We start from the raw sequence: 17,478 nt of genomic DNA on the forward strand, positions 1-17,478 counted from the left end.
AAGGATATGGCCATGACCGTCTTCACCCACCCCGGGCGGCACCGGGTCGCCGTGCTCGCCCGCGCGGTCCTGCTCCCCATCGAGCTGGGCATCGTCCACCAGCTCTTCGGCCAGGCCCGGCAGGGGGCGTCGGCGGACGGCGAGCCGCTGTACGAGGTCGCCACCTGTTCCCCCACGCCCGGCGACGTGCGGACGGACGGCGATTTCACCGTGGCCGTCGCGCACGGTCCCGAGGCGCTGGCCGAGGCCGACACGGTGATCGTCCTGTCGTCGTACGAGGACTACGTCCAGGAGACGCCCGCGCTCCCGGCCCCACTGGCGGAGGCGCTCGCGCTGATCCGGCCCGGCGTCCGGGTGGCCTCGATCTGCACCGGCGCGTTCGTGCTGGCCTCGGCCGGGCTCCTGGACGGGCACACGGCCACCACGCACTGGCGGTACACGGAGCTGTTCGCCCGGCTCTTCCCCCGCGTCGGGCTGGACCCGGACGTGCTCTACACCGACGGGGGGTCCGTCCTGACCTCGGCGGGCTGCGCGGCCGGGATCGACCTGTGCCTGCACATGATCCGGCGCGACCACGGGACGGCCGTCGCCAACGACGTGGCGCGGCGCACGGTCGTCCCGCCCCACCGTGAGGGCGGCCAGGTGCAGTACATCCGGCGGCCGGTGCCCGCGCGGTCGGCCCCGGGAACCTCGGCCGCCCGCGACTGGGCGCTGCGACGGCTCCAGGACCCCATCACACTGAGGCAGTTGGCGGCCCGCGAGTCGATGAGCGTACGGCACTTCACCCGGCGGTTCCGGGAGGAGGTCGGCCTGACGCCCATGGCCTGGCTGACCCGGCAACGTATCGAGCTGGCACGGGAGTTGCTGGAGGAGTCGGACACGCCCGTGGAGCAGGTGGCCGCCCGCACCGGGCTCGGCACGGCGGCCAATCTGCGCCGGCACTTCCATGAGGCGCTGGGCGTCTCGCCGAGCGCCTACCGCACCACGTTCCGGGGTCCGCCGGACCGGTCATGACGGCTCGTCAGTAGGGGAAGACCGAGCGGCCGTGCTGGATCGACATCCACCGCTGTGTGGTGAAAGCCTCCACCGCCGCCTCGCCGTTCAACCGCCCGATCCCGGATGCCTTTTCGCCGCCGAACGCGACCAGCGGGTCGTCCTGCACGGTGGAGTCGTTGACGTGGAACATGCCGCTGTCGATGCGCCGCGCGAACCGCACCCCGCGTTCGACGTCCCCGGTGTGGACCGCACCGCTGAGGCCGTAGGGGCCGTCATTGACGATACGTACGGCCTCCTCCTCGCCGTCGAAGGCCATCAGCAGAGCCACCGGGCCGAGGATCTCCTGCCGGAGCAGCGGGGAGTCCTCGGCGAGGCCGGTGAGAACGGTCGGGCCGAAAACGTTGCCGACGGTCCGGCCCCGGTGGAGCGCCGTCGCGCCGTCCGCGATCGCGCGGTCCACGACCGCGTTCAGCGCGTCGGCCTGGAAGGCGTTGATCACCGGCCCGATGCTGGTCTCCGGATCCCTCGGGTCGCCTGCCCTGAGGGCGGCCACCTCGGTGATGAACTTCTCGGTGAACTCCGCCGCCACCGCCCGGTCCACCAGGATGCGGGTGGCGGCAAGGCAGGTCTGTCCCTGATAGACGAAACGACTGAAGAGAGCCGCCCGCACCGCCTGGTCGATGTCGGCGTCCGCCAGCACCACCAGGGCGCTGTTGCCGCCCAGCTCCAGGACGGTCCGCTTGAAGGCGCCGGCGGCGGTGGCGGCGATATGGCGGCCGACCCGTTCGGAGCCGCTGAACGAGATCACCCTGGGGACGGGGTGCTCGATGAACGCGTCGCCGATCTCGGCGCTGTCGGTGATCACGACGTTGAGCAGCCCGGCCGGAAGCCCGGCGTCCTCGAATATCTTCGCTATCAGACCGCCGCCGACGACAGGCGCGTTCTGGTGGGGTTTCACGACGACCGCGTTGCCGAGCGCCAGGGCGGGAGCCACCGACTTCATCGCCACCAGGAACGGGAAGTTGAAGGCGCTGATCACACCCACCACCCCTACGGGCAGCCGGTAGAGCCGGTTCTCCCGGCCGTCGCCCACAGCGGGCAGCAGCCTCCCCGTGGGCCGCACCGCCTGACGGACCGCTTCGCGCAGAGTCTCCGAGGCCGCTCCCACCTCATGGGCCGCCCGCGAACGGATACCGCCCAGTTCGTCGATGATCGCCTCGGCGATCTCCTCGGCTCGCTCGCCGGTGATGCGGAGCGCGCGTTCGAGGACGGCCCGCCGCTCGTACGGGTTGGCCGCGGCCCATTCCTGCTGCGCCCGCTCGGCGGCCCGGTAGGCGCGGTCGACCTCCAGCGCGGTGGCCACGGTGACGGCGGCGAGTTTCTCACCGTTGTAGGGATTGAAATCGATGATGTCCCACGAGCCGCTGCCGGTCAGCCACTCGCCGTCGATGTACTGGTGGGCCAGTTCATGGAAGAAGGACATGCAATCCCTTACTGCAGGCGTTCGCAGACTCCTGATGCGACGTCATCGTAACGAGAATTTACGTCAGTTGGAGTAGTCCGCGCAGAAGATCCCGGCTCTCTTCCGGAGCCGGGCTCTCCTGGGCGAGGCCCGCCATCGCCTTTTCGTACTGCGCGACTTCCTCGGGCTTGTCCAGATAGAGCGCGCTCGTCAGCTGCTCCAAATAGACAATGTCCGACAGATCGGATTCCGGAAAACGCAGCATCGTGAATGAGCCGCTCTCGCCCGCATGGCCGCCGTGACTGAAGGGCATGACCTGAAGCGTGATGTTCGGCTGCTCCGACATATCGATCAGATGCCGCAATTGGGCGCGCATGACCTCGCGTTCGCCGTACGGGCGGCGAAGCGCCGCCTCGTCGAGCACGGCGTGGAACGTCGGGGCGCGCTCCGAGACGAGGGCCTTCTGACGCTCCAGGCGCAGGGCGACGCGGCGGTCGATCTCGGCGGGCGAGGCTCCGCGCATCCCGCGCGAGACGACCGCGTGGGCGTACGCCTCGGTCTGCAACAGCCCGTGGACGAACTGGACTTCGTAGATACGGATGAGGGAGGCGGCACCCTCCAGGCCGATGTACGTCTGGAACCAGCCGGGCAGCACATCGCCGTAACTGTGCCACCAGCCCGCCACGTTGGCCTCGCGGGCGAGACCGAGCAGGGAGTCGCGCTCCGCCTCGTCGGCCACCCCGTAGAGCGTGAGCAGGTCCTCGACGTCCCTGGCCTTGAAGCTCACCCGTCCCAACTCCATGCGGCTGATCTTCGATTCGGAGGCCCGGATCGAGTAGCCGGCCGCCTCACGGGTGATACCGCGCGACTCCCGCAGTCTCCTGAGCTGAGAGCCCAGGAGGATGCGCCGCACCACCGATCCACTCGACTCGCCTGCCGACACTGGTCCGACCCTCCCCATCGCTCACCCTGGCACCGGAGCCCCCCGGAACCCCCCGGAACCCCGACTGCCGGATTCTGCCACCAAAACGCTTCAGCCCGTACTCATTCGATTACGGAAATGAGAAGACGTCCGGAAAGCTCCGAAACTGACCCCGGGAAGAAATGCCCCGTAACCACCACGGTATCGGGCAGGTCCGGCGCGTGCACGTGCATCTGCCCTTGCATCTGCTGTGCGCATTCGGAACCATGGTCCTCGCGCACCTGCGTGCTCGTGTTGTGCCGCTGTACCCCCCGCAGTACCGCTACAGGCAGTGCCGCTACAGCCGCGAATCCCGGGAGTGCCTCGTATGGGGACGAATGGATCGACGATGCTCGAGCCGTTACGGCAGGGGCTTCCCCCCACCGACCCCTCAGGGGTTGCCGGATCGGCCTCGTGCGCTCTGCCCGCGCGTTACGAAGCGGTCGGCGGGGCGCGGAAGTTCACCCGGACCACGCTGGAGCGGTGGGAGCTGGACGAACGGTTCGAGGATGTCGCCCTGGTGGTGTCCGAACTCGTCACCAACGCCCTGCGCCACGCGCTGCCCGCCGATCCGCCCCGGGATTTCCAGGACCCGCCGGTGCGGCTGCATCTGATGCGGTGGACCTCGCGGCTGGTGTGCGCGGTGCGCGATCCCAGCCGGGAGAGCCCGGTGGCGGGCGAGGCGGCGGATTGCGCCGAATCGGGCCGCGGCCTGTTCCTGGTGGAATGCGTCAGCGACAGCTGGGGCTGGCACCCCTCGCCCGTACCGCTCGGAGAACTGCCGTCCGGACCGCTGTACGGCAAGGTCGTCTGGGCCCTTTTCCGGCTGCCGGAAAAGACGAAGTAGGGCTCACGGAAGCCCCGGTCCGGTCCCTCGGGGGCCGGGCCCGGCGTCAGGCGCCTGCCGCGAGATGGTCGAACTCGCCGTCCTTGACGCCCAGCAGCAGCGCCTCGATCTCCGCGGGCGTATAGACAAGGGCGGGCCCGTCGGGGTGACGGGAGTTCCGCATCGCCACATCCCCTCCGGGCAGCCGCGCGAACTCCACGCAGGATCCCTGGGAGTTGCTGTGCCTGCTCTTCTGCCAGACGACTCCGCGAAGCTCTGTGGCCGCCATGCCGTTGTACACGTGGTGCACAGGACGCTCCCCGAGTTGCAAGGTGCAAGTGTCAACTAGCTCGGATCATAGCTCTGTTCATATGCCAATGCATGAGCAGATGCACGTGCACGCGGGGTGTTCCTTTGATTACAAGACGAACGGCGCGCCTATTTCGCTCCCGCTTACCGGAGTTGATCGTCACGGACCTTGGTAACGTGGCGCGGTCTTTCGACCGGAAAACACCAAGGGGGAACTCCACGTGACCAGGTCTCTACGCACCGGCGCCGTCGCGGTGGCCGCTCTGGCCGCATCGTTCGCGCTGACCGCCTGCGGCAGCGACGACCCGAAGAAGGACTCCGGCACGGATACCCCGGCGAGCGCGACGCCCGGCGCCGGTGGCGGCGAGGACTCCGGGGAGTCCGGCGGGAGCGCCGTCGACGCCGCCGCGCTGGAGGGTACCTGGGTGGGGCTGACGGACGGCAAGAACGTCACCGTGTCCATCGCCTCCCGCAAGGTCGCCCTCGTCGCCGACCAGTCCGTGTGCCAGGGCGATGTGAAGGACATGGGCGGCGAGCCGATGCTCGCGCTCAAGTGCACCGACGGCGGCACCGACCGCACGATGGGCGCGATCGACTCCGTCGACGGCTCGAAGCTGGTCGTCTCGTGGGACGGCGGCGCCAAGGACACCCTCGCCAAGGCGGAGGCGGGCAAGCTGCCGAGCGGCATGCCCTCGCTGCCCGACCTGGGAGACCTGCCCGAGGTGCCCGCGCCGTAAGGCCACCGCGGCCCGAGGCCCGCGCCGTAGAGCCACACGCCGTAGAGCCACGCGCCGTGAGGCCGCCGCCGCGGGCGCTCAGCTGTCGGCGAGGACGCTGCTGACGCGGGTGGAGCCGCCGCGTTCGTCCAGGGCGCGGGTGAACTCCTCCAGCGCGTCCAGCAACAGCGCCGCGCCCCGGCGCACCACCGGGTCGCCGACCGGTGTCGTGCCGTCGTCCGTCGGGGTGGGCATGTCCCAGTGGGCCACCGCGTCCACCACCGGCTGCCAGTCGGGCAGCCGCCGCTCCCGTACGGCCTTGGCGCCCTTCTCGGTGGCGCGGCGCAGCGCCTCGGCCAACTGGGCCGCGCCGGGCACCGGGTCGGCCGACCGGGCCGGCAGATGGGCCTCCAGGACCATCGCGGACCGGCCCAGCTGGGCCAGCGCGTGCTGGGCGTCGGTGGCGGCGGCCCGGGAGATGCCCCGGTGGCGTACGGGTTCGTGCTGGGCGGTCGCCAGCGCCTCCTGCCACGCGACACGGGCCTCCCGGGTGGCGATCAGCGCGTCCCGGACGTCCTCGTCGTCCCGGGAGGCGGGGTCGGCGTACCGGTCGACGACCGTGGCCGCGTACCGGCCGTCCGCCACCAGCCACTCGGCCAGCCGGTTGCGCAGCCGCGGGGTCTCCCAGGCCGGGTAGAGGGCGTACGCGGCCATCGCGAGGAGTCCGCCGACGAGGGTCAGCACGATGCGTTCGGTGACGGTCTGGGACCAGTCGTCGCCGGCCATGCCGAGCAGGAAGACGACGTACGCGGCGACGCAGACCTGGCCGACCGCGTAGCCGGTGCCCATCAGCAGGTACATCAGCCCGGCGCAGATAACCGCGAGGAGCGCGGAGAGCCGGGCGTCGGGGTGGGCGGTCTGCACGATCGCGGTGGCGAGCCCGACCCCGACCAGGGTGCCGCCGAAGCGTCCGGCGGAGCGGGCGTACGTCTGCGAGAAGTCGGGCCGCATCACCATGACGGCGGTCATCGGCGCCCAGTAGCCGTGGCCGAGCGGTACCGCCTCGCCCACGAAGTAGCCGGAGACGGCGACCACCGCGACCCGGATCGCGTGGCGCAGGATCGGCGAGCCGTGGTGCATCTCGCGGCGCATCGCGGCCAGCACCACCGGGACCAGCTTCAGCAGCGAGGGCCGGTGCCGGGTGTCCGGGGCGAGGTCCGTGGGGATCCCGCTGTCGGTCCCCGTGCCCTCCGCGATCTCCAGGACGTCGTCGAGCAGGGCCGAGAGCCGGTCGGCGGCGCGGCGGGCGGGGCCGACGAGGATCACGTCGTTGTCGGGGGTCTTCAGGACGCCCAGGTCGGTGGCGGAGAGGTGGACGGGTTCGCCGTACCGGACGGCCCGCGCGGCGGCGTCCAGGACCGATCCGGCCGCGCCCAGCAGCTCGTTCACCCAGAGCCGCTCCAGGCCGTCGCCGGGCACCCCCATCGCCGGGTCCGCCAGCGAGGCCAGCACCGGGCGCAGCCGCTCGGCCACCCCCCGGGCCCCGCGCAGCTCGGCGGGGCGGCGGCGGGCCTCGCGCGGGGTGACGGCGGCGGCGCTGCGGGCGGTCATCAGAGGCAGCGGGTCGAAGGGGACGACCGGGTCGTGGCGCAGCCGGCGGGCGTAGTCGGCCTCGGCGGCCAGGGCGTCGGCGAGCGCGTCGCGCTGGGCGCCCCATCTGCGGACCGGAAAGAGCACGATGAGCGCGGCCTGCACCAGGCCGCCGACGGCGATCATCCCCGCGTGGGCGGCGGCGTCCACGACCGAGGTGGGCAGGGTGATGGTCACCAGCATGATCGCGACGTTGGACGCGGCGATGATGCCCGCTGTGGGGCCCGCGGCCCAGGCGAGCCCGGCGAGGAAGGTCCAGAGGCCGAGCAGGCAGAGGAAGAGCACGACGTGCGCGCCGCTGACGTACCCGACGAACGTCGAGACGGCGAGGCTCGCCCCGGAGACCAGGGCGAGGACGGGGCGCGGCCGCCAGCTGCGCTGGAAGGTGGCGATGGCCGCCTGGAACGCGCCGAACGCGGAGCTCGCCGCGATCTCCGGACCGAACAGCAGGAGGCTGACGCCGACGACGAGGGCGAGTCCGGCCGCACCGCGCAGCGCGATGAGGGGTTCCAGTTTCTGCCGCTCGATCTCCAGCCCCGAGCGGGCGGTCTCCTTCAGCGCCCGGAGCCAGCTCATGGGCCGAGCCTAACGGTGCATAGTCGGACAAGCCCGACTTACGACGTGATCTCTCCGTCGGGTCGGTGGGACGCGCCGCCCGTGCGGGCCCGGTCGGCGGCCTCGGTGCCGTGCGTCCAGCCCGCCAGATCGGAGACCCCGCGGAGCCGGGTGGTCGTGGTCCTCGGGAACATCCGCTCGGCGGTGTCGGCGACCGCGACGTCCCGGGCGGCGAGGACGGGAAGCAGTCCGCCGCCTGCTCCTGTTGTGCTTGTACCGGTGTCCGCCTCCGCCGTGATCCGCTCGGCGTCGGCGGTCAGCCGCCGCCCCAGGCGCTGGGCGTACCCCATCCAGAACGCCTGCCGGAAGGTCTTGGTCCGCTTACGGCCTCCGGCGCGCTGTCCGGCCTCCGCCCGGGTCATCGCCGTCGTCCCCTGGACGAGCAGCGAGGTGAACAGCAGCTCGACCGCCTCCAGGTCCGCGTCGAAGCCGACGACGGTGGAGAAGGCCAGGTCCTCGTTCCACACGGCCCGGCAGCGGTTCGCGGAGGCGACGGCGTCCAGCAGGACCGCCTTGGCGCTCTCGTACGGGGGCTCCACCCCGATCCGGCAGGCTCCCGGGGTCTCGCGGCTCCGGGTCCGGGCGGCGAGGAGGGCCTCGTCGATGGTGTGCCGGGCCATCAGCTCCTGCGCCTTGGTGGTCAGCGCCTCGGCCTCCTCCGGGAAGCCGGTCGCCTCCGCCTTCGCCAGCAGCGCCCTGATCCGGGTGAGCATGCGGGGCTCGTCGGCGGCGGGCGGCCGGTGCAGGTGGTCGGCGGCGGCGCCGGGCGGCGGTCCCACGGGCTCGATGGCGGGCAGCCGCAGCAGTACCCGGTAGAGCTCCAGCAGATCGGCGGCGTAACTGAACCGGTCGGGCCGGTTGCGCTCGACGGGCGGCACCAGCTCGGAGAGCTGCTGCCGCCACCGGGGCGGCAGCTCCGCGTACCGGGCGGTCTCGGCGGCGATCAGGGTCCCGGCCAGCGCCGCCCGCCGCTCGTCCAGCTCCCGGCGGACGAACCGGACCAGGTCGGCGGGGTGCCAGCCGCGCTCCCACGCCCGGCGCACGAACTCCTCGCCGCGCCGGTGCGCCTCGTCGTCGGCGTCCGGGGCCGCGGCGAGCAGGGACGCGCCGGTGTCCAGGGCGGCGTCGCCCTCCGCGTAGAGGGCCGCCGCGCACGCCCGGTCGATCACGGATTCCATCCGGCCAAGGGTAGGCGCGCGGCTTCCGGGCGTTGTCAGTGGCGGGTGCCAGACTCGCACCCATGACCGAACGGTGGGCGGTGGCGGCCGCGGACGGGGGCGGGGCGCTGCTCGCGCCGCTCGCCCGCGACGGCACGCCCGCCGGCCCCGTCGTCGCCGAGCCCGACCTCGTCGAGGCGGTCCGCTCCCGCCCCGACGTGGTCCGCTGGGTGTGGCGGTCGACCGCCGCGATCTACCCCCGGCTGCTCGCCGCCGGGGTGCGGGTCGAGCGGTGCTACGACATCGAGTGCGCCGAGCTGCTGCTCCTCGGCCACGCCGGACGGCTCGGCGAGCCCCGGTCGGCCGCAGCCGCGCTGGCCCGCCTCGACAGCGGACCGGTGCCGCCCGATCCGCCCGCCCGGTCAGCCGAACCGGGCGCCCAGTCCTCCCTCTTCGAGGCGTCGTCGGGGACCGACGTGCCGTTCGAGGGGCTCCTGCGGGTCTACGCGGACCAGCTGCGCCGCCACGACGCGGCGGAGCACCCGGACCGGATGCGGCTGCTGACCGCCTCGGAGTCGGCGGGGATGCTCGTGGCCGCCGAGATGCACCGGGCCGGGCTGCCCTGGCGCGCCGACGTCCACCGGGAGCTGCTGAACGGCCTGCTGGGCGAGCGGTACGCGGGCGGCGGCGAGCCCCGCAGACTCGCCGAGCTGGCGGACGAGGTCTCGGCGGCGTTCGGCAGGAGGGTCCGCCCGGATCTGCCCGCCGATGTGGTGAAGGCGTTCGCGCAGGCCGGGATCCGGGTGAAGTCGACCCGGCGGTGGGAGCTGGAGGAGGTGGACCATCCGGCGGTCGAGCCGCTGATCGCGTACAAGAAGCTGTACCGGATCTGGACCGCGCACGGCTGGTCCTGGCTCCAGGACTGGGTGCGCGAGGGCCGCTTCCGCCCGGAGTACCAGCCGGGCGGCACGGTCAGCGGCCGCTGGACGACCAACGGCGGCGGGGCGCTCCAGATCCCCAAGGTGATCCGGCAGGCCGTCGTCGCCGATCCGGGGTGGCGGCTCGTCGTCGCGGACGCCGACCAGATGGAGCCCCGGGTGCTGGCGGCGATCTCCCGCGACCGGGGGCTGATGGAGGTGGCCGGTCATGACGGCGACCTCTACAAAGCCCTGTCCGACCGGGCGTTCTCCGGCGACCGCGAGCACGCCAAGCTGGCGCTGCTCGGCGCGGTCTACGGCCAGACCTCCGGCGACGGGCTGAAGAACCTGGCCGCGCTGCGCCGCCGCTTCCCGCTGGCCGTCGCCTACGTCGACGACGCGGCACGGGCGGGCGAGGAGGGGCGCGTGGTGCGGACCTGGCTGGGCCGCACCAGCCCGCCGGTCGCGCTGGCGGGCCAGGACGAGGAGGCGGGCATCCCCCAGGAGGACCCGGCAGGCTCCGGTGACACCGAGGGGCCCGGGGCCGCGTCGGGCGGCGGCACGGCCCGGGCCCGGGGGCGCTTCACGCGTAACTTCGTGGTGCAGGGCAGCGCCGCCGACTGGGCGCTGCTGCTCCTGGCCGGGCTGCGCCGGTCCCTCTTCGAACAGGGACTGCGGGCGCAGCTGGTGTTCTTCCAGCACGACGAGGTGATCGTGCACTGCCCGGCCGAGGAGAGCGCCGCCGTCGCCGAGGCGATCCGCGCGGCGGGCGAGCTGGCCGGGCGGACCGCCTTCGGGGAGACGCCGGTGCGCTTCCCCTTCACGGTGGCGGTGGTGGAGCGGTACGCGGACGCGAAGTGACCGTCCGGACGGGACAGCCGGGAAAGCGCCTGTACCCCCGGCCTACCGCTGCTGGAGCTTCGGCCACTCCGGGCTGATGACCAGGGCGGTGAGCTGGTCCATGGTGAGCGCGGGCGCCTTGCGGGTGGCGGCGCTCGACTGCTCGCCGGAGTTGAAGGCCGAGACGACGACCCGCATGCCGTCCGGGCGCATGCTGTCGGCCGTCCACATGACGACCCCCGCGCCGCCCTTCTCGCCGGGCTTCTTCGAGGTGGCGAGCAGGGTGCCATCAGGCAGCGTGGTCGCGTCGCCGTACAGCTGGTGGGCGACGTCCCGCATGTCCTGCTGCACATTGATCTGCACGAGGGAACGGCCCTTGCCGTCGTTCACGACGACCGAGGCGAACTCGCCCCCGCTGTCCGTCACGTCCGTCACGGTCAGACCCTCGGGCAGCAGCGCGCGGAAGGTGGGCATCAGCAGCGTGTGGTCGAGCGGCGGCGCCGGCTCCCCGGCGTCGTGCGTTCCGCGCGAGGCGGGGTCCGGCGAGGGCTCACCGGTGCCCGTACCCGCCGTGGGGGTGGCGGTGGCGGACCCGGCCGTCGGCTTGTCCGAAGGCTCCGACGGCGAGGGGGCGACCGTCCCGGCCTCCTCGGGTGTGGCCGTCGGCGTCGGCGTGGCGGCGTCCGTGGGGGTCACCGCAGGGGTGGCCGTCTGCCCGACCGGGCCGCTGCTCGCGACGTTCACCCCGTCGCCCAAGGTGCCCGACTGGCCGGTGGCGAAGGTGACTCCGCCGCCGATGAGGGCCAGGGTCAGCACGCTTCCGGCCACGGCGGCGACCCGACGGCGGCGCACGGTGCGCCGCCCCTGTTCCAGCGCGCCGTCCACCAGGGCGGTGCGGCCGGACAGGTCGAAGGTCTCTCCGGCGCGGCGCAGTTCCGTACCGAGGCTGTCCTCGAACGGGGGCTCGTCTTCGCTGGGCATGGGGAACCACCACTTCTCGTACTCGTATCGGATTGCTCGACAGTTCTCCGACCACAAGGGCCGGGGGCCCCGACGTCAGCGGGCGGCGAACTCCGCGATGCTGCCGCCTAGGTGCTCCCGCAGCCGCCCGAGCGCCCGCACACAGCGGGTCCGTACGGCGGCCGGGCTGACCTGGAGGGCGGCGGCGGTCTCCTCGATGCTGCGGTCCTCCCAGTACCGCAGGACCACGACCGCGCGGTCCTTGGGCGCCAGGTGGGACAGGGCGCGCAGCAGCGTCATCCGGAGCGCGGGGTCGTCGGGTTCGGCCGAAGCGCCCTCGGGCAGTTCGGCCAGCGGGCGTTCGCTCGCGGAGCGGCGCCGCCGATGGGTCAGGAAGGTCCTCACCAGCACGGTCTGCGCGTACGCCGCCGGGTTGTCGATCCGGCGGGCGCGGCCCCACGTCACATACATCCGGCTCAGCGTCTCCTGCACCAGGTCTTCGGCAAGATGCACATCGCCGCTGGTCAACAGGCAGGCCGAGCGGAACAGATGGCCCGCCCGGCCGGCCGCGAACACTCTGAACTCGTCGGTACGCGCAGCTTTCATGTTCTCCCCCGTCAGCCCACCCGTTCCGCCCTTCCCCCTCTACGACGCGACGGGACCGGGCGAATGTTTCAGGCGGTCCGCGAGAACTTCTTCCGGCCCCGCACGCGGAAGCGCCCCGTTCACGCGCCGGACGGCGTGAACGGGGCGCGGGCGGTGGTGCGCTCGCTGTTCCTGTCGTCTACCCGCGCTCCCACAACGCGGGGACGTTCGGCGGCTCCCAGCCGGAGACGGCCTGGTGCGCCTGCAGACAGCGGTAGGCGACCCCGCCGTAGGTCACGCGGTCGCCCGCGCGGTAGGAGGTGCCGGCGGCCCAGCTGGTCCCCGGCTCGGTGGGTGGGTCGGTGGGCGGATCGGTCGGGCCCGGCGTCTGGGCGACGTCCAGGACGAAGTCGAAGGAGCCCTGCCGCCCGTTCCCGACGTTGCGGACGTTCATCAGCAGCTCGGGGTCGAACAGGGCGTCGGTGTTGTTGCGGGGCTCGTTCGGGAAGTACAGCTGGGTGGTGAGGATGCGGCCGCCGGGTGCCTGCGCCTTCACGTGGATGTGGCGCGTGCGGCCGGGGTAGAGGCCCGGCACGATCGTGGTGAGGCTGAACGAGCCGTCCGCACCGGTGAACTGATGCCCCCGGAAGTTGAACCGGGCCATGTCGTATGCCCCGTTCGTGTCTGCCTGCCAGAAGTCGAGCAGGGCTCCGGAGATGGGCCGGCAGGCCCGGCCGAAGACGTAGCCGCTCACGGTGAGCGGTACGCCGGGGGTGCTCGGGGTCACCAGACTGGTGCGGCGCGGCGAGTTGGGCTTGAAGTACGGCCCCTCCATCTGCGGCGGCGTCGTGTCGTCGCCGTCGTCGCACTCCGGGGTCGGGGCCAGGGGCCCGTTCCCGGTGGCGGCGGCGTCGCGGGCGAGCGCGACGCTCCCTCCGGCGAGCAGGGGCGCGGCGCTCGCGACGAGCGCGGCCTTCAGGAGACCTTTGCGGCTGATCCGCCGGTCGCCGGACGCCTCGTCGGACGCGTCCGGGTCGTGGGGGTTCGCGTTGTCCATTTGTGGGGTCATGACGGTTCCTCGGAGTCCTCGGGGAGCCTCGACGCGGGAGGCGGGAGGCGGGGAGGTTCAGGAGGTGCTGGTACGGGGGCGCCGGGCCGGGCCCGGGGCCCTCAGATCCGCTGCCAGAGGGCGGGGACGGCCGCGGGGGTCCAGCCGGGCTGCGCCGTGTGCGCCTGGAGGCAGCGGTAGGTCGCTCCGCCGTACGTCACCGTGGCTCCGGCGGCGTACGCGGTGCCGGCCGCCCAGGTGCCGCCCGGCGGGTCGGTGGGCGGGTCGGTCGGCGGCGTGGTGGGCGGGTCGGTGGGCGTACCGCTGGTGACCAGGGTCAGCCCGTACGCCTGGAGCAGCGGGTTGAGCGGCTGGAAGTACGTCGTGCCGCCCGACGAGCAGTTGCCCGAGCCGCCGGAGGTGACGCCCTGCGCCTGGTTGCCGGAGATGTAGGAGCCGCCGGAGTCGCCGGGCTCCGCGCAGACGCTGGTGCGGGTCACTCCGGAGATGGTGCCCTCCGGGTAGGTGACGCTGGTGTTCAGCTGCTGGATGGTGCCGCAGTGCCAGCCGGTGGTGGAGCCGGAGCGGCAGACCGAGGCGCCGACGACGGAAGCGGTGGATCCGGCGACGGTGACGTCGCCCCGCCCGTAGCCGTTGACCGTCGGGCGCGGGGTCCAGTTGGCGTTGGTGGCGACCCAGGCGTAGTCGCGGCCGGGGAAGGTGGAGCCCTGGAAGGTGCCCTGGGCCTGCTGGTTGAAGCCGTTGGTGGTCGTGCCGGCCCGGCCGCAGTGGCCCGCGGTGGCGAAGCCGTTCTGGGTGCCGCGCTTGACGGAGAAGCCGATGGAACAGCGGCCGGAGCCGTTCATGTAGTACGCGTCGCCGCCCCGCAGGTCGGCGAAGGTGCGGGGCTTCTCGGCGGAGCGGGCGACGGTGACGAGGGAGCTGTCGGCCCCGGCCGCCTTGAGGAACGCCGTTCCGGCGGCGGTGCTCGCGGCGTTCACGACGACCCGGTTGGCCTCGACGTCGACGTACCAGACGGGCACGTCCTTCGGGGCCTTGCGCAGCGCGGACCTGTCGAGGGCCTTCTTGACGCCTTCGAGCCGGTCCAGGCTGTGGGCGACGACCTCGGCCTTCGCCCCGGCCCCGGTGATGCGGGCGGCGTGGGAGGCGTCGGTGGTGGAGACGGTCAGGGTCGCCTTCCCGCCGCTGACCCGGGCTCCGGCGAAGTCGGCGCCGAGGGACTTCTCCAGACCCGCGGCGACGGCTGCGGCACGGTACTCGTTCGCTATCCGGCTCCGGGCGTCGTCCGCGTCCAGGCCGAGGTCGCGTTCCATGGCGGCCAGCAAACCGGGCGACAGGCTGTCGGCGGAGACCGGCGCGGCGGTGCTCCCCGCGGGGTCGGCGGACGCCACGCCGGTCAGCCCGGCGAGGGCGAGCGCGCCCACGGCCACCGTGGCGGTGCCGGCGGCGAGGGCGCGTCTGCGGAGCGTGGTTCTCTCCACGTGATTCTCCTTGGTTCAGGGGGTGTCCCGATCCGGCGGGGGTTGGTCCGGACCAGGGAATTGCCGAAACCGTAACGGCGGTGACACCCGGCACAGGAGATCCCGTTCACCCCCCTCCCTCCGCGTTATGGGGGCCGGACGCCCTCCGGGTGACGGAAGCCGTCTCCCTTTCGGCGGGGCGCCCGGGTAGGTTCGCCCTCATGCACACAGGGCAACTTCTGGGCTCGGGACGCACCGCCGACGTGTACGCACTCGACGGCTCCTGGGTCCTTCGCCGCTCCCGGGACCGCTCCGACACCACGGAGGAGCTGGCCGTGATGAGTTACGTCGGCGCCTTCGGCTTCCCGGTGCCGCGCATCGGTCCGCCCGCCGAGGGGGCCCGCCCCACGGATCTGGTGCTCCAGCGACTGACCGGCCCGACCCTGGCCGAGGCCCTGCCGGCGGGGCGGCTGGGGGTGGCCGAGGCGGGGGCCCTGCTCGCCCGGCTGCTACGGGAGTTGCACGCGATACCGCCCCGGGTCTCGACGAACCCGGAGGACTGTGTGCTCCATCTGGACCTGCATCCGGAGAACGTGATGCTGACGGCCGAGGGCGCGGTGGTGATCGACTGGTCCAGCGCGGCGGAGGGCCCGCCCGGCCTCGACCGGGCGATGTCGGCGCTGACCCTGGCCCGGATCGCGCTGGACCCGGCGTTTCCGGCCGGGGCCGACGTACGGCCGCTGCTGGCGGCGCTCCTCGCCGAACTCGCCGACGACGGGGGCGCGTCGGCCACCGATCTGGCGCTGGCCCGGACCCGCCAGCAGCAGAACCCGTATCTGACGGAGGCTGAACGGGGCCGCCTGGACGAGGCGGTGGATTTGGTGCTGGATTCCTCGCCGTAGATCAAGCCCCGCCGGCACGTCCGAGTGCCTCCGGCACGTTCCAGCCCCTCCGGCGATTGAGGAGCGGGGGCGCGGGGGCGGAGCCCCCGACACGAAGCCTCAGCGGCGAGTGCGCCGCGCGTCCCGCACCCGCCGCAGCCGGTTCACCGTGACCGGATCCTCCCGCAGCGCCCGCTCGTCCTCGATCAGCGCGTTCAGCAGCTGGTAGTAGCGGACCGGCGAGATCCCGAGCTCCTCGCGGATCGCCCGCTCCTTCGCCCCGGGCCCCGGCCAGGGCCGCCGCTCCAGGGCGAGCAGGGCCCGGTCCCGTACGGACAGCTCGTCCGCACCGGGCGCGGCCGGTCCATCGTGGTGCTCGTCGGGGGCGGTCATGTCAACCAACCTAATACCCGCCCCCGACACCCACGCGCGGCCCGGCGCCGCCCGCGCCGCCCGCGGCCGCTACTCGGCGGCTTCCGCCTGTGCCGCCTCGGCGGATATCTCGCCGAGGATGCTCTCGGGGTTGCTGCCCGGCGCGACCGCGCCGCCGATCTTCCTCTTGATCGTGTCGCTGACCGTGGCCCAGGACGTCTTGCCGAACGGGGGCAGGGTCGAGTTGGGCAGGGCGGCCAGGAACTCGTGCAGCTTCTTGTGCTTCTTGTCGGTCTCCATCGCGGCGGAGGCGCTGCCGGTCACCGGGAGGAGGTCGTACTGCTCGGCGAACTCCAGCACGTTCTCGTCGGAGTAGGCGTAGTCGAGGAACGTGCCGATCTCCTTGCGGTGGCCGTTCTCCTTGAAGCCCATCATCCAGTCGGCGACGCCCATGGAGCCCTTGGTCGGGCCGTCGGCGCCGGGCAGCGGCACCATGCCGACCTTGACGCCCTTGGCCTCGGCCTCGTCCATCAGGGTCGGGTGGCCGTTGAGCATGCCGACCTTGCCGGCGGTGAACGCCTCGAAGGCCTTCGCCCGGTCCAGCTTGCCCGGCGCGACCGGGCCGGTGAGGCCCTTGCCGACGAGGTTGTCCCGCAGCCAGCGGAACGTGGCGACGTTCTCGGCCGAGTCGATGTCGTACGAGCCGACGTCGTCCGTGTAGCCGCCGTTGCCGCTGAGCAGCCACATCAGGGTCTCGGCCTGGGCCTCCTCCTGGCCGAGCGGTAGGGCGAAGGGGTAGTCGACGCCCTTCGCCTTGAGGGCCGCGGCGTCGCTGCTGATGTCGTCCCAGGTCTCGGGGGCGTCCAGGCCCGCCTGCTGGAAGAGCTTCTGGTTGTAGAAGAGCAGCCGGGTGCTGGCGACGAAGGGCAGGCCGTACAGCGTGCCGTCGACCTTGCCCGCGTCGGTGAGCGAGGGCAGGAAGTTGGCCGCGGTGCGGATGGCGAGCATCTCGTCGGCGCTGTAGAGCTTGCCCGCCTTGGCGTAGTCCGCGTAGGCGCCGATCTGGGCGATGTCCGGCGCGTTGCCCGCCTTGACCATCGCGGCGACCTCGCGGTCGACGTCCTTCCAGGAGAGGACGGTGACCTCGACCTTGATGCCGGGGTGCTCCTTCTCGAAGCCCGAGGCGACCCCGCTCCAGTACTTCTCGGAGCTGTTCTCCGGACCGGTGCCGTAGTCCGCGGCGACCAGCTTCAGCGTGACGTCGCCCGAGCCGGCGTCACCACCGCAGGCCGACAACGTTGCCGTCATTCCCAGCGCGGCCACCACCGCGGTCAGACCCAAAAAGCGCCGCTGCACAGCCTCGCCCATCCTCGTCGATCGCCCTTGCCCACGGGCGGTGCGCATGGCGCGGGCCGCAGGCCTCGTTCGGCCGCGGCAGTGCCGCCCTGTCCTGGGCACCGTCCGGATGAACTGCGATTTTCCCCCATTGCCGACGCGAAGGTCTACACCACCGGCGTATCGCTTCGGCAACGTATACGGGCCCTGAGGGCCACAACTGGCTTGCGGGTACTGGAAGTCGGAGGCCCCGGCCCGTATCTTGGTCCAGACCTTTGACCCGGATTCCCGCCGATCCGGGGTTCTCATACGTGATCTTCCGGAAGAAAAAGGTCCGTTCTTCACTCGTTCATCATTTTGTATGGGT

Annotated in this window: 16 protein-coding genes; 5 read left to right on the forward strand and 11 right to left on the reverse strand. The window is 72.5% G+C overall.

Annotated features, from left to right (window positions below; translation table 11 throughout):
* Positions 1-6 precede the first annotated feature (6 nt).
* Complete coding sequence (locus WQO_RS15235; RefSeq protein ID WP_029182639.1) at positions 7-1,014, forward strand: GlxA family transcriptional regulator; 1,008 nt, start codon at positions 7-9, stop codon at positions 1,012-1,014.
* Positions 1,015-1,021: 7 nt separating this feature from the next.
* Here the strand turns inward: WQO_RS15235 and WQO_RS15240 are convergent, their stop codons facing one another.
* Together WQO_RS15240 and WQO_RS15245 are read right to left on the reverse strand one after the other, a co-directional pair.
* Entirely contained in the window at positions 1,022-2,479 is a 1,458-nt protein-coding gene (locus WQO_RS15240; protein WP_010063710.1) for an aldehyde dehydrogenase family protein, read from the reverse strand.
* 58 nt (positions 2,480-2,537) lie between these two features.
* Complete coding sequence (locus WQO_RS15245; RefSeq protein WP_010063709.1) at positions 2,538-3,401, reverse strand: helix-turn-helix domain-containing protein; 864 nt, start codon at positions 3,399-3,401, stop codon at positions 2,538-2,540.
* A 367-nt stretch (positions 3,402-3,768) separates the two neighbouring features.
* Here WQO_RS15245 and WQO_RS15250 point away from each other — a divergent pair, with 367 nt between their 5' ends.
* Positions 3,769-4,266, forward strand: a complete 498-nt coding sequence (locus WQO_RS15250) for an ATP-binding protein (protein ID WP_058953996.1) — start codon at positions 3,769-3,771, stop codon at positions 4,264-4,266.
* A gap of 46 nt (positions 4,267-4,312) precedes the next feature.
* Here the strand turns inward: WQO_RS15250 and WQO_RS15255 are convergent, their stop codons facing one another.
* On the reverse strand, positions 4,313-4,555 hold the full coding sequence (locus WQO_RS15255; protein WP_010063707.1) for a DUF397 domain-containing protein: 243 nt from the start codon (positions 4,553-4,555) through the stop codon (positions 4,313-4,315).
* 220 nt (positions 4,556-4,775) lie between these two features.
* On the opposite strand from WQO_RS15255, the gene WQO_RS15260 reads away from it, so the two are divergent.
* On the forward strand, positions 4,776-5,291 hold the full coding sequence (locus tag WQO_RS15260) for a hypothetical protein (protein ID WP_010063705.1): 516 nt from the start codon (positions 4,776-4,778) through the stop codon (positions 5,289-5,291).
* A 78-nt stretch (positions 5,292-5,369) separates the two neighbouring features.
* Here WQO_RS15260 and WQO_RS15265 read toward each other — a convergent pair whose 3' ends face one another.
* Together WQO_RS15265 and WQO_RS15270 are read right to left on the reverse strand one after the other, a co-directional pair.
* The gene (locus WQO_RS15265) at positions 5,370-7,496 is read right to left on the reverse strand and encodes an FUSC family protein (RefSeq protein WP_010063704.1); all 2,127 of its coding nucleotides are present in this window, start codon (positions 7,494-7,496) and stop codon (positions 5,370-5,372) included.
* 38 nt (positions 7,497-7,534) lie between these two features.
* Positions 7,535-8,713, reverse strand: a complete 1,179-nt coding sequence (locus WQO_RS15270; RefSeq protein WP_010063703.1) for a DUF2786 domain-containing protein — start codon at positions 8,711-8,713, stop codon at positions 7,535-7,537.
* Between the two features lie 62 nt (positions 8,714-8,775).
* Between WQO_RS15270 and WQO_RS15275 the strand changes: the two genes are divergently transcribed.
* On the forward strand, positions 8,776-10,470 hold the full coding sequence (locus WQO_RS15275; RefSeq protein WP_010063702.1) for a bifunctional 3'-5' exonuclease/DNA polymerase: 1,695 nt from the start codon (positions 8,776-8,778) through the stop codon (positions 10,468-10,470).
* Positions 10,471-10,512: 42 nt separating this feature from the next.
* Here WQO_RS15275 and WQO_RS15280 read toward each other — a convergent pair whose 3' ends face one another.
* The 4 genes from WQO_RS15280 to WQO_RS15295 all read right to left on the reverse strand — a co-directional run bounded on the left by WQO_RS15280 (position 10,513) and on the right by WQO_RS15295 (position 14,544).
* Positions 10,513-11,430, reverse strand: coding sequence for a hypothetical protein (locus tag WQO_RS15280; protein ID WP_010063701.1), 918 nt, complete (start codon positions 11,428-11,430; stop codon positions 10,513-10,515).
* A gap of 75 nt (positions 11,431-11,505) precedes the next feature.
* Entirely contained in the window at positions 11,506-12,015 is a 510-nt protein-coding gene (locus tag WQO_RS15285; RefSeq protein ID WP_010063700.1) for a SigE family RNA polymerase sigma factor, read from the reverse strand.
* Positions 12,016-12,193: 178 nt separating this feature from the next.
* Entirely contained in the window at positions 12,194-13,051 is an 858-nt protein-coding gene (locus WQO_RS15290) for a dioxygenase family protein (protein ID WP_010063699.1), read from the reverse strand.
* Positions 13,052-13,164: 113 nt separating this feature from the next.
* A complete protein-coding gene (locus WQO_RS15295) occupies positions 13,165-14,544 on the reverse strand; it encodes an alpha-lytic protease prodomain-containing protein (RefSeq protein ID WP_010063698.1) in 1,380 nt (459 codons plus the stop codon).
* 200 nt (positions 14,545-14,744) lie between these two features.
* Between WQO_RS15295 and WQO_RS15300 the strand changes: the two genes are divergently transcribed.
* Positions 14,745-15,425 carry a phosphotransferase gene (locus WQO_RS15300; RefSeq protein WP_010063696.1) on the forward strand — a complete coding sequence of 227 codons (681 nt, stop codon included), beginning with the start codon at positions 14,745-14,747 and terminating at the stop codon, positions 15,423-15,425.
* Positions 15,426-15,524: 99 nt separating this feature from the next.
* Here WQO_RS15300 and WQO_RS15305 read toward each other — a convergent pair whose 3' ends face one another.
* Positions 15,525-15,797: a DUF3263 domain-containing protein gene (locus tag WQO_RS15305; protein ID WP_010063695.1), complete on the reverse strand. Its 273-nt coding sequence runs from the start codon at positions 15,795-15,797 to the stop codon at positions 15,525-15,527.
* A 69-nt stretch (positions 15,798-15,866) separates the two neighbouring features.
* A complete protein-coding gene (locus WQO_RS15310) occupies positions 15,867-17,144 on the reverse strand; it encodes an ABC transporter substrate-binding protein (RefSeq protein ID WP_029182638.1) in 1,278 nt (425 codons plus the stop codon).
* Positions 17,145-17,478 lie beyond the last annotated feature (334 nt).

This window comes from Streptomyces globisporus C-1027, assembly GCF_000261345.2.
Taxonomy (GTDB): Bacteria; Actinomycetota; Actinomycetes; order Streptomycetales; family Streptomycetaceae; genus Streptomyces; species Streptomyces pakalii.

Coding starts and splice junctions, on each gene's coding strand:
- WQO_RS15235 (WP_029182639.1), top strand. CDS start 7: ATGGCCATGACCGTCTTCACCCACCCCGGGCGGCACCGGGTCGCCGTG.
- WQO_RS15240 (WP_010063710.1), bottom strand. CDS start 2,479: ATGTCCTTCTTCCATGAACTGGCCCACCAGTACATCGACGGCGAGTGG.
- WQO_RS15250 (WP_058953996.1), top strand. CDS start 3,769: ATGCTCGAGCCGTTACGGCAGGGGCTTCCCCCCACCGACCCCTCAGGG.
- WQO_RS15265 (WP_010063704.1), bottom strand. CDS start 7,496: ATGAGCTGGCTCCGGGCGCTGAAGGAGACCGCCCGCTCGGGGCTGGAG.
- WQO_RS15270 (WP_010063703.1), bottom strand. CDS start 8,713: ATGGAATCCGTGATCGACCGGGCGTGCGCGGCGGCCCTCTACGCGGAG.
- WQO_RS15275 (WP_010063702.1), top strand. CDS start 8,776: ATGACCGAACGGTGGGCGGTGGCGGCCGCGGACGGGGGCGGGGCGCTG.
- WQO_RS15280 (WP_010063701.1), bottom strand. CDS start 11,430: ATGCCCAGCGAAGACGAGCCCCCGTTCGAGGACAGCCTCGGTACGGAA.
- WQO_RS15285 (WP_010063700.1), bottom strand. CDS start 12,015: ATGAAAGCTGCGCGTACCGACGAGTTCAGAGTGTTCGCGGCCGGCCGG.
- WQO_RS15290 (WP_010063699.1), bottom strand. CDS start 13,051: ATGGACAACGCGAACCCCCACGACCCGGACGCGTCCGACGAGGCGTCC.
- WQO_RS15300 (WP_010063696.1), top strand. CDS start 14,745: ATGCACACAGGGCAACTTCTGGGCTCGGGACGCACCGCCGACGTGTAC.
- WQO_RS15305 (WP_010063695.1), bottom strand. CDS start 15,797: ATGACCGCCCCCGACGAGCACCACGATGGACCGGCCGCGCCCGGTGCG.
- WQO_RS15310 (WP_029182638.1), bottom strand. CDS start 17,144: ATGGGCGAGGCTGTGCAGCGGCGCTTTTTGGGTCTGACCGCGGTGGTG.